This is a genomic window from Saprospiraceae bacterium (genome assembly GCA_016710235.1).
Taxonomy (GTDB): domain Bacteria; phylum Bacteroidota; class Bacteroidia; order Chitinophagales; family Saprospiraceae; genus Vicinibacter.
The window spans coordinates 584,017-599,824 of the sequence record JADJLG010000001.1 but is presented as its reverse complement, the minus strand read 5'-3'; the positions used below and the strand labels follow the sequence as shown (position 1 = coordinate 599,824).

Sequence of the window (15,808 nt, the reverse complement as noted above, 5' to 3'; positions counted from 1 at the left end):
AAGGCAACCCAAGCCAAGGATCCTGAAGCCGGCGAGTAGCGAAAAGGAGACAACACGTAGTCCGATACGTGAGATAAGTTAAATCGGTTTTTGGGATGGCCTCTCTTCAAGAAATTGAAGGGGGGCTTTTTTTATTTAGGAATCCGTCAATACTAATAATTTCAAATTCAATGCTTTACACATAAAATAAAAAAAATGTGAATAATATTGTAAATATTTGATACACCGCATTATACAAATTACATAAATTTGTAATGTGAATTGAAAATTGACTTGATCAATTAATATTTGCAAAGAACTCCCATCCCAACGACGTTTATGCAGCTTTCTTAGTGTCCCAAATACTATCAGAGCCAAGTATTATTCACGAATTAGCAAAACGTCAAGTCTATGACTGGCATTGGATCTTTAGAACAAGGAAGGAATTATTCTTATTTTCCTTTTATTTTGAGACACCTATCAGGTGTAATTAGTCTGATTATTTTATACTGTAACTCATCGTTAGGAGTTTACGCAACAACTACTTCTTTCTGCGCAATATCAGTAAATGCTCCGGCAGATCTCACTGTCCAAATTAAGAATACTGGAACTTGTGATACAGCTATTTTACTCTCCCCTGCGACTTTTTCTGGAAATTGCTCTGCAAATTTGACATTTGAGACAAGGAGTATCTTTAATACATTAACTTCTAATGGTGGCCTAATGCGCTTCCCAACAGGAAAGTATGTAGTAATATACACAATTCGCGACGATTGTGGGATGTCAGGAACAGATACAATGAATGTTACCGTATATGATGCACTTCCACCCACTCCGGTTTGTATTCCTGATCTTGTCGTGCATTTAAATAATAGCGGAGAAGCTATCATACCTGCCTCAGTATTTAATGCTGCAAGTCATGATAATTGCGGTCATGTTTATTTCAAGATTCGAAGAATGATAGCACCTGCATCTGGATGTCGGCTAGTAGCTAATCCCAATAATCTTTTTCATGATGAAGTGAAATTCTGTTGCTCTGACTTGAATACGGATTCATTACAGTTGATTCTACGAGTCTATGATATTTATCCTGGTACAGGTCCTGTTGCTGACACAGTATTGCGCAATCATTACGCTGATTGCATGGTGATGGTTGATGTTGTGGATAAGCTTGCGCCTGATCTGTATTGCCCAGTTAATATAACTGTACAATGCGGACAAGATTTAGACAGTGTATTAAATTCTTCCCGGCCTCAATATTCCGATAATTGCTCACTGGTTAGTCTTGATTCGACAATAGTATACAATCTGAACGGCTGCGGTTCCGGTACGATTACGAGAATGTATACTGCGTCAGAATCAAATGGACTATCATCTACCTGTACACAAGTTATAACTGTGACACCTCGTCCTGTATTCAATGGTTTGGATACAAATCAACTGAAATGGCCATCTTCTAAAACATTTTATGGATGCGGTTCCATGATTGATACTTCTATGGCAGGTGTGCCTATAATAAATGAGTATCAATGTGATTTGGTTACTACGAGTTATGAAGATGATGTTTTTGCGTTCAGTATGGGAGGAGTGTGCTCTAAAATCATTAGACATTGGAAAGTTGTAAACTGGTGTGTTTATAATAAAAATTTAGCTCCAATACCTACAAATGGATATTATAAATATGATCAGGAAATTAAGTTGTTAGACAGTGTTGCTCCTGTGCTGATTGTGATTCCAGATATTACCACCGATATTTTTTCAGCCAATTGTAGTATGGAATTAGTGAATATTCCATCAACCAGTGCAACTGATTGTGGAGCATTATTGACATCAGGTTATCGATTTGAAATTGATTTGTACAATGATGGAATCATAGATCGCAAGGGTTTGGGGAATAATGCAAGCGGACTTTTTCCTACTGGTGAGCATAGAATTTATTACTTTGCAAAAGACCTTTGCAATAAGGAAGGATTTAGTTTTTTTAATCTGAAAGTTCGTGATGCCAAACCACCACTGGCTTCAGTAAATTATGGTTTGAGTACAAACCTCATTCAGATGGATGCTGGTTGTATGGTAAGTATAGCTGCATCCAGGTTTAATGTGAGCAGCAGTGATAATTGTACACCGGAAGATCAACTTCGATTTTCGTTTTCAATAAATATTTCTGATTCATTAAAAACATTTACCTGTGCTGATTCCGGTGTGGTTCAACTCCCAATTTATGTATGGGATTTGAATTCAAATTATTCAATAGTGAATACCTATATAGTTGTCGGAGACAATCTTAATTGTTGTTCAACAGCCGGTTCCTTCATTACAGCACATACGAACATATCAATTGGGCACTCCAATCTGGGATTGGAAGGAGTGAGGATTAAGCAAATTTCACAAACAAATGCGGAAAGTGAAACTATTTCGAATACAAATGGAATTGCTGAATTGAGTTGTGATCCAAAGTGTAATAAGTATGAATTGAAATTAAGTAAAAATGATAATTTTTTACTTGGCATTAGTACAGCCGATATCATAAAAATTCAAAAGCATATACTGGGTGTAAAATACTTTGAGGATCCATACGAGTACATTGCAGCAGATGTAGATCGCAATGGACGAATTTCCGCATCAGATATTTCTGCCTTGAGATCCTTGATTCTGGGTAAGACAAAATCATTTTCACACGGATCGTCCTATGCTTTTGTAGAGAAAGATTATATATTTCATGATCTGGAGTCTTCTTCACTTGATTGTAAAAATCATAATGTATTTATTGAACCACTTAAACAAACAGGGACATTCAATATTTCAGCAATCAAGCTGGGTGATTTGGAAGATGGTTTTACAAATTCTAGAGCTTCGAGTGAAAGTTCAATTAATTTGGAATATAAAGTTGAAGATGGATGGTTATCATTTTTTTCTGACGAAAGTATAGAAATGCAAGCGGCTCAGATTGGAGTAGAAACCGCAAATGACTGTATACTTATGGACCAACCAGTATATTGGTTGAACGAGGAAATGGATGCTCAATTTTATTCCATCAATGATCATCATAATTTGAAACTGGTTAAGATCAATCAATCTTCAGTTTCGGTATCTAAAGGACAATTACTCTGTAAAATTCGAATGGATAATTTGTCAGACAATTGTTTGGAAATTGAGAATATAACTGGATTTCAGTCCTTTATCATTGATTCTCACGACCAAATCAGGTATATAAATTGGAAATCAAAAAACATTATATCAGATTTGGAGAATCAAAGATTTAGAGTTGAAGGAATTCAGTCTGATCCATTTCATGGAGAATTAAATATTAAAATATGGAGCCCTGGTGATCAGCAGTTGAATACACAACTCTTCAATATAGAAGGCAAGCAAATATTAACTCAGAAGAGTTTACTAAGAAGGGGCTTGCAAGATATCACAATCAAACGTAGAGAAAGTGAACCCGATGGTTTTTATTTTCTCCATTTGGATACTAAAGCGAACAATGAGGTAATCAAGCTTGCATTGAAATAATAAGGACGAAATTTATACAACATTAAATCAATAGACATGATAAAGTCACTATTTTTATTTGCGTTTATTTGTAAGAACCATGTTAGACATTTGTTTTTTTTATTTTTGGTTTTAAGTCTTACATCTATACATGCAATATCTTCACCAGATGATTGGTCACGCATGAGTGATGATATGATTATATCTGATTTTTCAAAAAGTGATAAAATGTTAGTGCTTTCATGTAATGGATCCGTTCAGATTTCTCTGGGCCAAAACGGAATGGCACTCGTAACACCACGGATGTTAATTTCAGACAAACTTCCTAGCTACAGTCAGTTCAAAGCTTATGTGAATCATACTGGAAGTAATATGGTGAGTTGCGATGACATAGGAAAAGTCATTATGGCAACAGTTGTGGATACAACTTCCGGACAATCTTGTTGGAGTACTCTCATTGTCGAAGACAAATTAATGCCTAGTGTAAATTGTATGAGCGATACTTTACCTTGTACTGAAGACCCGTTTAGTTATGATTATAACGAATTTATCACGATAACGGATAACTGTGATCCAAATCCAACAGCATATTTTGATCTACGATTTGAAAAGTTAAATTGTGGTGCTCGATATGTAGCTATTGCACATTTAACTTGGACTGTAACAGATCGCTACAACAATAGAGTCAATTGTTCAAATGACATTTATTTTAAAAAGGCACCTTTAGATAGTATTGTTTTTCCACAGGATGATACATTGTATTGTCCATCTCCGGATTTTTCAAGTTTGGAAGGACCTACTATTTTTGGAGAATCTATAGATCCTTTCTGTGATTTATTTGCTTCATTCACCGAAGATTCTTCAATTGTTTGTGGGGGAATGTATAAAAAAACAAGAAGGTGGACGGTTAGGGATTGGTGCACAGGTGCATCAAGAAGTATGTCGCAGTTAATTACTATTGCCGATACTACAGCACCATCTGTTGTTTGTCCAGCAAATTTCACTATAGGTACATCAGCTTCTTCGTGTGGAATAAATTATACGATACCTCAAGGTGTCGCTACAGATGCTTGCTCTCCTTCTGCATCTATTCAGTTTTTTGTGAGAGTGGATAGTACTTATTTAACAAGACCCGGACAAAGCATATTTTTAGAACCAGGATTGCATTCATTCAATTTTATTGCTATAGATCCATGTGGCAATTCTGATACCTGTACTTATTCAGGATTGATCGTAGACAGATCATTGCCGACTTTGGTTTGTTTGCCAAAATTGGTTGTTTCATTGGGACTAGATGGAAAAGCATTTTTGACGGCAGATCATGTTTTGGCTCTTACGTATGTATATGACAATTGTGGAATAGATACTGCCTGGATAGCGAGGATGAGTTCCAATTGTGGAAGACCTCAGGATACGATTTTTAGAGATAGTGTTTATTTCTGTTGTGAAGATATTGGAAACAATCCCATGTTGTTTTTTCAGGTACGGGATGCTGCCGGTAATGTCAGCACATGTATGATTGAAATTGAAGTTCAGAATAAAGTTCCTATACAAACTTCCTGCCCATCCAATATTACTATCAGTTGTACAATTGATTATAGGGATTTAAACAAAACCGGAAGATTTAAACCGATTGCAATTTGTGTTGATACATTGTCTCTCACATATAGAGATAGTGGTATGATAGATAGTTGTAAGATAGGTACAATATATCGTAAATTTTTTCTGACATACAGGAGTGGTACCGTAGATAGTAGTTGCACACAAAGAATTACAGTAGTAAATAATTTTTCATTTGTCCCTTCTTCAATCAGATGGAGAAATGACACGACTTTATTGGCATGTAGAAGCAATTTGCCGGACTCAATAGGAAGGCCTTCAGCTCCGGGAGATTCTTGTTCCACAGTCAGATTCACATATCGTGACGGATCAATCATGACACGCGCGGATAGCTGTAGATTTTTTGATAGATTCTGGACAGCTTATACTCCATGCAACGGAGGCCAATATTTGAGAGACACACAGAGGATAACACTCATCAATTATCGTGCACCAAGGTTGATAGCGCCAAGGGATACGATTATTGGTTCAGAAGAAGATTCTTGTGCTAGATATGTAAATTTACCTCTGGCTTATTATTTGGGCTGTAACTCAAATGTACAAATCACGAATAGCTACAACTCGGGAGGCGCAAATGCAAGTGGAATTTATCAGGTAGGTACTACCAGGGTAATTTATACTGCAACTGATGAATGTGGAAATGTAGGTAGGGACACAACTTTTATAGTAGTACTTGATCAAATTAATCCTCGAATCCAGTGTAGAGTTTTAATACTTGATATGCCTGCAAATGATAGTATCAAACTAACAGCCCGGCAATTGTTGAGCTCTTATAGAGATAATTGCACTCCTTCCCATTTACTCAAGATATCTTTTACACGAGGTAATTTTAATGATACATGCAGATACATCACATGTGCTGATCTTCTCTCTCCGCCGGATACATTTTCAATAGACATTTATGTGCAAGATGAGGCAGGAAATGTTGGTATTTGCAGGGCTCTGGTGATTGTAAATGATCCAAATAATAATTGTGGTACAAATGCTCAGGGAAATATTGTCGTGCAAGGATTAATTAGAATGTTGAATGACGATCCTATTACTGGAGTGAAAGTGGATTTAGAAGGAAATGGAATGTCAGGAGTTAATGATTTGAAAGGAAAGTATTTATTCAATAAGATTAATTCCGGAGTGAAATTAAAAATTAAACCAAGGAAGGATGATGAACCATTATACGGAATCAGTACCTGGGATATTATTCAGATCCAAAAACATATCTTAGGTATTGAGTTTTTGAAAAATCCTTATGCATTAATTGCAGCGGACGTCGATAATAACAAAAGAGTGAGTGCTGCAGATATATCAGCTCTGAGAAGAATGATATTAGGGCTGGAAGACCATTTTCAAGGAAATACTTCTTGGAGATTTTGTCCAAGCTCACATAAGTTCGCAAATCCTTCAGAACCGCTCCAGGAAGATTTGGAAGAAGAGTTTAATACAGGATATTTATTTGAAGGAATCAAGGTTGATTTCTTGGGAATAAAAATAGGGGATGTTTCGGGAGCAAATGATAATTTTTCTAATGCGTTGGTAGCCAGATATAAGCAGCTGGATGCAAAAATGTTGGATCGCAACTTGAATGCAGGTACATGGACACAAACAGAAATTGTCCCGGTGCAAACTGTCAATGCAAAAGCAATAGAAATGCATTTCAAATATGATCAAAATATCATTGAACTAGAACAAATTGAAGAAGTCATCAGTGATCAAAAAGGGAATTTCCTCAATACAGATGAATATTCGGTTCGCAATGGTGCAATTCATATCAGTTGGTTGTGCAAACATGAAGAAGGTAAGATCAGCAGAAATAAGGCGTTCTTAGTTTTACACTGGCGAGTAAAAGCAACCGCAAAACTAAGTGATGTGCTTGGAGTAGATCAGAGTCGAGTCAACGAACTTTATGGAACAGATGATCAGACTTATGAACTCAAAATTAAGTATGATAAAGAATTATTGAATCAAGATGATCCAATTATTAATAATCTGACAACGGAGCCAAATCCTTTCTCGAGTACTTGTAAACTGCGATTTGAATCTACCTTGGATGGTATCGCTGAAATCGAGTTCAGTAATCAGGCGGGACAAACAATAGCTAAAGAAGAGATGAAGCTTTCAAAAGGGATCAACTTCTGGCAAATAGACCAAAAGATCCTTCCACATGCAGGAGTATATTATTATAGAGTGACGGCTGGGCGGCAACGACTGGAAGGCAAATTGATCAAAATAGACTGATAGTCAGCTGGTTGAAGCTGATATTATATGAATCCTATTCCAAAAACGAAAAATGGGCCACATAAGTGGCCCATTTTCAATTAATTATACATTACGAAATAGTCTAATACAAAAAATACACCAATAAGATTATATATAGATATTATTTAATATGTCATCTTTGCGTCACATATGAAGAGAATTCAATATTTGTAAATTGTAGCAAAAAAATATTTTACAAATATTTGGAAATCTTAATATGTTTTTTACCTTTGCGTAAGATTTATCCCGACCCAATCTAATAGACCTTCTCTAGAACGAGCAATTCAGCTCTATCAACCTAACCTTTAACCTTCGAATGATTTTAGATCCACAAACTGTGGTCTGAATTTAGCTTTGTCTATCTTAACCAGAGGACTGAGCGATTTCAATTTCTACAGAATTTGTTTTTGAAAACCACTTTTTCAGACATGGTGTCTGAGAGAGTTCAAATATGTATTAAACAATTTTTTAAAAACATTCAATGGAGGATCTCATGGGGAAAACGAGTACAACGTCCAAATCCAAAACGCGCAATGCATTGATTGATTCAGTTCGATCTGCACTGTCCATTCTCACTGTATTTTTAATTGTGATAAATTCACAATCCGTCAACGCTCAGTGCTCTTTAGCATGTAATGGATTGACACAAATTTCTCTCGACCAAAATTGTCAGGCGAGAATTACACCTTCAATGATACTGAATGACACGATGACATTGTGTCCTGGTGCTCAGTATGAGGTAAAAGTGTTGAAGTATAAGATTCCAATACCAACAGGTGATGTTGTAACTGGCTTATACGTTGGCCAAACTTTGCAAGTTGAAATCAAAGACAAGATTTCCGGCAACAAATGTTGGGGAGACATTAAAATTGAAGACAAACTTGCTCCTGTTATAGAGTGTGGTCGTGACACTATTCCTTGCTTTGCTGCATCAAAATTTGTTCCAACTGCAACTGATGGTTGTGGATTGGATACTGTTCTTTTAGTAGATGAGCTAATTCAACCTTTGAATTGTAATCCAAGCTTTATTAAACAAATTGTCAGAAGATATATTGCTCGTGATATTTATGGCAATACTTCTCCAATGTGTTATGATACAATATTATTAAAAAGATTTGATACGGCAAAAGTTATCTGCCCAAAGAACTGGGTATATGACCCAATTCACCCATTGTTGAATTGTCCAATTGCTTGTAAGGATATTAATTACAATAGAATTCCATTAGATAGAAATGGGCATCCTCATCCGGATTATACTGGTGTGCCTCAATACAGAGATACAGTTTCAAAAGCACCTGTTGATGTGGATACAATTAAATTGTGGCCAGTTCAGGATATCTATTGCAACATTGGTGTGACATACGAAGATATCGACCTTGGTATTATTGGATGTGTTCACAAATATATGCGTGCATGGACTATCAGAGAATGGTGGTGCAACACTGAAATCGTGAGATCATGTCCTCAATTAATAGAAATCGTGGATCGTGAAGCTCCATATGTACACGCGCCGTATGATTTTACCACAACAACAGATGGTGGATACAAATGCGAAGCAACTGTAACCATTCCTCCAGCAATCGTTTTTGATAGCTGCCGTTCAGCAATCAAAGTAGACGTTGTCTATCCTGGTGGTATTTTGAAAAATCAAAATGGTGGTACTGTAAAACTCCCTGTGGGTAGAGACACAATCATATATCGTGCATATGATGCATGTTATAATGAATCATCTGATACAATGATTATTACAGTAGAAGATCACACCGCTCCTGTTGCAATTTGTGATCGTGAAACTGTTGTTTCACTTTCTATCGATCCTATCACACATGTTTATGCTACAACATTTGATGACGGTTCATATGATGATTGTCATATAGATTCTATGTTAGTCAGGAGAATGGATGAAAGTCCTTGCGACGCTGACATATTACCTGAAGTATTCAAACCATATGTTGAGTTCTGTTGTGATGATGTTGGGAAAAGAATCACTGTGGTATTCCGCGTGAAAGACAAACACGGTAATGCTAATGACTGCATGGTACAAGTTGAAGTGCAGGATAAAATCAAACCTCGTTGTACTTCACCAACTAATCTTACTGTAGCATGTGATTATCATTTTGATCTCAATGATCTTACAGTATTTGGAGAGATACAAACAGACTCAGCCTATTTGAATAACGTAAGAACAATTCGTTACAAAGGTTATGATTGGACAAAAGATTCTGTATTGCATTTTCATGATGGTTGGGCTTATGACAATTGTGATTTTACCATCAGAAAGTATTATGAAGACAAACGAACACAATGTAATGTAGGAGATATTATCCGATATTGGATTGTCGCTGATCGCAACGGCGTAGATACTTGCAAACAAACAATTACATTCTTTAACTACCACCCATTCAGATGGGATAGCATAGTATGGCCGAAAGATACTACTTTGACTATGTGCTTCGATCCGGCATCACTTACACCAGACAGAATGGGTAGACCATCAGCTCACGATGAAGATAAATGTGACTTGTTGGGATATAGCTATAAAGATGATTTATTCAGAATAGTAAATGGTGGAGATGCATGTTATAAAATATTGCGTACGTGGAAAGCACTTGACTGGTGTCAATTTAATTACAACACTGTAACGCACAATTATGAATATGCAACTGCAACTCACGTTCAAGTAATAAAAGTAAACAATTTAGTAGATCCTGTAATCACTGCAAGGCTTACAGATACTACATTCTGTACTTATGATAGTTGTACTTCGGGACCTGTAGTATTGACAGCAACTGCAACGGATGACTGTACACCAACTAATGAATTGATATGGGAGTATCTGGTAGATTTGGATCGAAACGGTACATACGACATAATTCGTTCAGGCGTTGGCGGTTCTATTGATGCTTCCGGAAGATACAAATTGGGTAATCACCGCATCAAGTATGTGTTCGAAGACAAGTGCGGAAACAAAGTAGCCCGTGAGAGAAACTTTACGGTGATGAACTGCAAAGCACCTACTCCTTATTGTATCAATGGGGTCGCGATAGATCTGATGCCGATGGACTTAGATGGAAATGGTACAGTAGATACAGCAATGATCACAGTATGGGCGAGTGATGTGGATCAAGGATCTTATCATTCATGTGGAAACAGAATTACTTTGAGCTTCTCAAGTGATACAACTGTTAAATCATTGACATTCACTTGTCCTGCTGCACAACACAATGTTGATTTATGGGTGACAGATGTAGTGACAGGAATTCAATCTTTCTGTAGAACATTCATCGATGTACAAGATAATAACAAAGCTTGTGAAGATAACTTAGGAAATGGAACTGTGTCGGGATTGATTACTACTTCCGGCGGTACGAGAACAGGTGTAAACAGCGTTGAAGTTGAGTTAGAAGGTTCAAATGTTGCTGGAACTAAAACTAGCGCAAATGGTCAATATGCGTTCACCAACATGCCTTATGGAAAATCTACTTATACAGTAGTTCCGGCTAAGGATAATGATTATTTGAATGGCGTTTCTACAGCAGATATTGTTAAAATTCAAAAGCACATCTTAGGAATTAGTTATTTGGAAGATCCATATAAAATAATTGCTGCCGATGTCAATAACAATAAAACCATTACCTCATCTGACATCTCTGAATTGAGAAAATTAATACTTGGTATTACTACTCAATTCAAGAATAACGGATCATGGGCATTCATCGATGCATCATACAAGTTTACAACTGATATGACTTCAGCATACAGAGATGAAGTGTTGAAAGAACCATATCCTAGAAACTATATCATCAGTCCATTCGAGAAGAGTATGGTGATTAACTTCAACGGTGTGAAAATCGGGGACTTGAATGAAACAGTTAATGCTAACTTGTTCAACACAGCTTCTGGTAGAACACGCGAGCAGCTAAACTTGATCGTAGATGATGTAAAATACAATAAAGGAGACTTAATTGAGATTCCGGTAAATTGTGAGAAAACTGAAAATCTTTCAGGATATCAGTTCACAATTCAAATCGATCCAACCAAAGTTGAATTTGTCGATATGATCGCCGGAGTTTGTAATTTGAATAAAGACAATCTAGGATTAACACAAATGGATAATGGATTCATCACGGTAAGCTGGAATGCTTTTGAATCTGTCCAAGTTAAATCTTCAGATAAATTATTTACAATTGTATTAAAGGCTCTTTCGACAAGCACATTATCTCAAAGCATTCACATGAACTCAGCAATAACTACGGCTGAGGCTTATGACCAGAATTTAATTGAAAAAGATGTCCGTCTAAGTTTCAGATCTGATAATGGAATCATATCTGATAACGGTATCGTACTATATCAAAATAATCCGAACCCATTCTCTGACAATACTGTAATAGGCTTTGAAGTGCCTAAAGCAGCTAAAGCAACACTTTCAATTTATGACTTGACAGGAAAAGTTCTCTTCGTGAAAGAGGTCAATACTGTGAAAGGTTACAATAGTGTTCGAGTCAACAACTCACAGTTAGGAGTTACCGGCATCTTGTTCTATCAATTGGATGCAGAAGGATATTCCGCTACGAGGAGAATGTTGGTTATCCAGTAAGGCTAAATTCGTTTTGTTCTAAAGAGTTTACTGTTTTTGGGATGGGACCCCTCTTCAACAAAGGTTGGAGGGGGTTCTTTTTTTATTGGAGTTTGAATGGATAATCATTTTGAAATTGTTATTGTGTTTTTTTAAGCAAAATGATGAATCATTTCAATTCTAAAATAACTGTGGGAATTAATCTTTAAATTTGCTTTTGAAATATGCCAAGATTGATTTGTATAGATTATGGATCGAAGCGATGTGGTATCGCCGTGACCGATCCTCTTCAGATCATCGTTCAAGGATTGGAGACTGTTTCGACGCCAGACCTATTTGATTATATCCGAAATTATGTTCAAAAAGAACAGATCGAGAAAATGTTTGTGGGCATGCCTATTCATAAAGATGGTACAGAGACCTACTTAGCTGCTGATATTAGAAAATTTGTAAAAAAATTTAATGCAGATTATCCTGAAATACCTGTAATAGAAATTGATGAGCAATTTACTTCAGTAAGAGCGAAGAGTATTTTGATAGAGGGTGGAGTTAAGAAAAAAGACAGGAGAGATAAAGCTGAAATAGATAAAGTAAGTGCAGTGATTATGCTTCAACAGTATTTAGGACATATTTAAAAAATATAAAATGGTTTTACCAATATATTTATACGGGCATCCGGTACTTAAGCAAGTTGCAAATGACATTGATCAAGATTATCCGGATCTTCCACAATTGATTCAGAATATGTGGGACACAATGAACTTTGCAAAAGGAGTCGGTCTGGCAGCACCACAAATTGGATTGTCTATCAGATTGTTTGTGGTGGACACCAAGCCATATTATGAGGATCGCAAAATGGATAATCACATTCAAAAAGTCTTCATCAATCCGATAATTGATGAAGAATATGGAAAAGAATGGAACTATGAAGAAGGATGTTTAAGTATTCCGGGGATACATGCGGAAATCAGTAGACAAACGCATGTCAAAATAACTTATTTTGATGCGCACTTTAATCAACACACTGAAGTTTTTAATGAAATGAATGCAAGAGTCATTCAACATGAATATGACCACATAGAAGGGGTATTATTTGTAGATCATCTCAGTAATTTCAGGAAACAGATATTGCAGAAAAAACTAGATAAAATAAGACGCGGGTTGTTTGAGGCAAAGTATCCAATCAAACAGTAATGACATGTGGTATCGAGCTTTTTCGTTAGCTACAAAAAATGCATTAGTTTATCTTTTTCTTATACTGTCTTCAAGCATTTTTATTGGTCTAATAGTTTACAAACTTAGCCAAAGATTCGTTTTGTCAAATTCGGAGCAAAGTATACATCATACCGGAATTTTGATGAGACAGAAAATTGATGGCTACCTGGAGAATGTTCGTCAAGATATCAGGTATTTATCGAGAAGTCCTACAATTTTTAATTATATACAGGGATGGTCATCATCCCATTCTGTAGAAAGGAAATCACTTGTACAGACTGAGTTCGAGGCATTGCTAACCGCTAAACCATATTATAGCCAGCTACGACTCATAGGAAAGGAACAGGGTGGAAAGGAGCAAATAAGAGTAGATAGAGTAGATAGTTTGATCAGAATTTATAAAGACAACGAACTTCAGGTAAAAGGAGAGCGAAATTATTATACTGAATCTACATTACTGAAGGAAGGAGAAATTTATTTTTCCGAAATTGACCTGAATAAAGAATATAACCAAATTACATTACCACGAACGCCAACTATAAGAGCTGCATCTCCATTGTATTTAGACGGAATTTTATTTGGCATTGTAATTATCAATGTTGATTTGAGGGGATTGTTTGCAGAATTGAAGCAAATGACCAGAGGTGAATTTCATCTCTTTCTCATCAATTCAAGAGGTGATTTTTTAATTCACCCTGACTCTGCGAAAGCATTTGCATTTGAGTATGGATTGTCCGCTTCTATCAATGACTTGATTCCAGCTTTTCTAATAGATGGATCGGTAAATTCAAAGTATGAAAATGCTGAAAGCCGTTATCTGGATAAAGATTTTTTCTACAATTTGACAAAATTGGAATCTTTCAGAGCAAATTACAATTGCTACTCTGTCATACAGGTTGAAAAAGCAAGCTTATTGAAAGATTTTACTTTGTGGAAATGGGAAGTGCTTGCATTAGGTTTGTTTGGTGTTATGATATTTATGGGTATTGCCTGGTGGTGGATGCGTAAACAAGCCTCCGAACTAAATGCTATTACAGATGATATCGTTGAGTATTCTAAGTCATATGAAATTAATGGTAATATTATTAATCGTCAAGATGAAATTGGTATTTTATCCAGAAAATTTGTGGAACTTACACAGAAGATAAACCAGAATATGGCTTCAATCACTCTTGCAAAAAAAGAAGCGCAGGATGCAAATGCGGCAAAGCAAGAGTTTATCGAAAATTTTAGCCATGAGATTAGAAACCCGGTTCATTCTATTATGGGTCTTGTGGATGTATTGTCCAAAAATCAACCACGTCAAGATCAAAGTTCATTATTGCGAACAATTCAGTTTTCAACGCAGCAATTGCAAGCATTAGTAAGTGATGTTCTGGAGTATACAAAGGTTCGAAATAAGCAGATTCATCTACGACCGCAATGGGTAAATCTGAAAGATTTATTAGAGGACCTGGTAAAAAGTTACTTATTTTTTGCTTCCGAAAAACAAATTAAAATCAGCTTGGAATCGGATGGATTGGATTCTAAGATATGGGTTTGGATTGACCAACTCAGAGTTTATCAGGTTTTGGCTAATTTAATTCAGAATGCTATAAAATTCACTCCTCCAAAAGGTTCTGTAAAATTAATTTGTCGAGTGAAGGATGAACACTCGTTTGTGTTTATCGTAAAAGATTCAGGGCCAGGAATACTAGAAAAGGATCTTGTACGAATTTTCAATAGGCATGAATATTTGGATACTGACAATAATATTTTGTTTAAAAGCAGTACAGGCTTAGGATTGTCTATCGTAACAGGATTGCTTGACCTTATGTCGAGCAAAGTCAAGGTTTATTCAGAGGTCAACCAAGGTTCCGAATTTTTATTTGAGCTCATTCTGGATTGGCAAAGACGGGAAAATCAAGTGTTTCCCAAAGGCAGCAATGATTTAACATTTATTCAAAAGAATGTACTGTGCATAGATGATGATGTCATCCAGTTGGAAGCATATAAGTATCAGCTTTCTGACAAGTTTAAAAAAGTAGTTTGTCTTGATTATTTTCCTGTAGAGTGGAATGAGGAAGAATGGAAAATAATCGATCTTATTATTACCGATTATAAGATTGGACAAATGAATATTTCCGAACTTGCAAAAGGAAGTAATACTGCAATTTATAAAGAATTAGATTGGATTTTAGTGAGTGGATTTGATATAGATCAATTACCTGAAACTTTGACTTTTAAGTTTAAGTTTAAATTTCAGAAACCAGTCAGGATTCAAGAGGTTCTGGATCAGCTCAGACAATTATATGTAGAAAATTTGTGGGAAGAGCCGCAATGGTATGATTTTACTATTGATTATGATAATAATCCAGCATTGATTAAAAATGCGATGAATAGTGTAGTGACTGAATGGGAGAAGACGGCTCTTGATCTCATGCAGGCGATCAAGGATGGAAATTCAGAAGCTTTGGTGAATTTGGAACACAGGATGGTAAACTCCTTTAGAAAATTTCATTTGAATCAACTTCATGGTTTATTATTGCGGATAATGGAGACAATAAAGCATGGTCAGGAAGCCCAAAGTATGAGGATGGAATTGGAGACTAGAATTAATTATATACTAGAATGCATGCGGCAATACCGCAATGATATTATTGTTTAATCTTGGAATGTGAAATCAAGTAGGTG

General features: G+C 36.0%; 6 protein-coding genes. All 6 read left to right on the top strand.

What is annotated here, in order from left to right:
• Positions 1 to 390: 390 nt before the first annotated feature.
• Positions 391 to 3,492 carry a hypothetical protein gene (locus IPI99_02530; GenBank protein ID MBK7339385.1) on the top strand — a complete coding sequence of 1,034 codons (3,102 nt, stop codon included), beginning with the start codon at positions 391 to 393 and terminating at the stop codon, positions 3,490 to 3,492.
• A gap of 207 nt (positions 3,493 to 3,699) precedes the next feature.
• Complete coding sequence (locus tag IPI99_02525) at positions 3,700 to 7,323, top strand: T9SS type A sorting domain-containing protein (GenBank protein ID MBK7339384.1); 3,624 nt, start codon at positions 3,700 to 3,702, stop codon at positions 7,321 to 7,323.
• A gap of 502 nt (positions 7,324 to 7,825) precedes the next feature.
• Positions 7,826 to 11,941 carry a T9SS type A sorting domain-containing protein gene (locus IPI99_02520; GenBank protein ID MBK7339383.1) on the top strand — a complete coding sequence of 1,372 codons (4,116 nt, stop codon included), beginning with the start codon at positions 7,826 to 7,828 and terminating at the stop codon, positions 11,939 to 11,941.
• A 203-nt stretch (positions 11,942 to 12,144) separates the two neighbouring features.
• A complete protein-coding gene (gene ruvX, locus IPI99_02515; GenBank protein ID MBK7339382.1) occupies positions 12,145 to 12,555 on the top strand; it encodes a Holliday junction resolvase RuvX in 411 nt (136 codons plus the stop codon).
• Between the two features lie 10 nt (positions 12,556 to 12,565).
• Positions 12,566 to 13,114, top strand: coding sequence for a peptide deformylase (gene def / locus IPI99_02510; protein ID MBK7339381.1), 549 nt, complete (start codon positions 12,566 to 12,568; stop codon positions 13,112 to 13,114).
• A gap of 4 nt (positions 13,115 to 13,118) precedes the next feature.
• Positions 13,119 to 15,782 carry a sensor histidine kinase gene (locus IPI99_02505; protein ID MBK7339380.1) on the top strand — a complete coding sequence of 888 codons (2,664 nt, stop codon included), beginning with the start codon at positions 13,119 to 13,121 and terminating at the stop codon, positions 15,780 to 15,782.
• The last annotated feature ends 26 nt before the right edge of the window (positions 15,783 to 15,808 follow it).

Excerpts from the sequence above, each read along its gene's own strand:
- IPI99_02530 (MBK7339385.1), top strand. The coding sequence starts at position 391 with ATGACTGGCATTGGATCTTTAGAACAAGGAAGGAATTATTCTTATTTT.
- IPI99_02525 (MBK7339384.1), top strand. The coding sequence starts at position 3,700 with ATGTTAGTGCTTTCATGTAATGGATCCGTTCAGATTTCTCTGGGCCAA.
- IPI99_02520 (MBK7339383.1), top strand. The coding sequence starts at position 7,826 with ATGGAGGATCTCATGGGGAAAACGAGTACAACGTCCAAATCCAAAACG.
- ruvX (MBK7339382.1), top strand. The coding sequence starts at position 12,145 with ATGCCAAGATTGATTTGTATAGATTATGGATCGAAGCGATGTGGTATC.
- def (MBK7339381.1), top strand. The coding sequence starts at position 12,566 with ATGGTTTTACCAATATATTTATACGGGCATCCGGTACTTAAGCAAGTT.
- IPI99_02505 (MBK7339380.1), top strand. The coding sequence starts at position 13,119 with ATGTGGTATCGAGCTTTTTCGTTAGCTACAAAAAATGCATTAGTTTAT.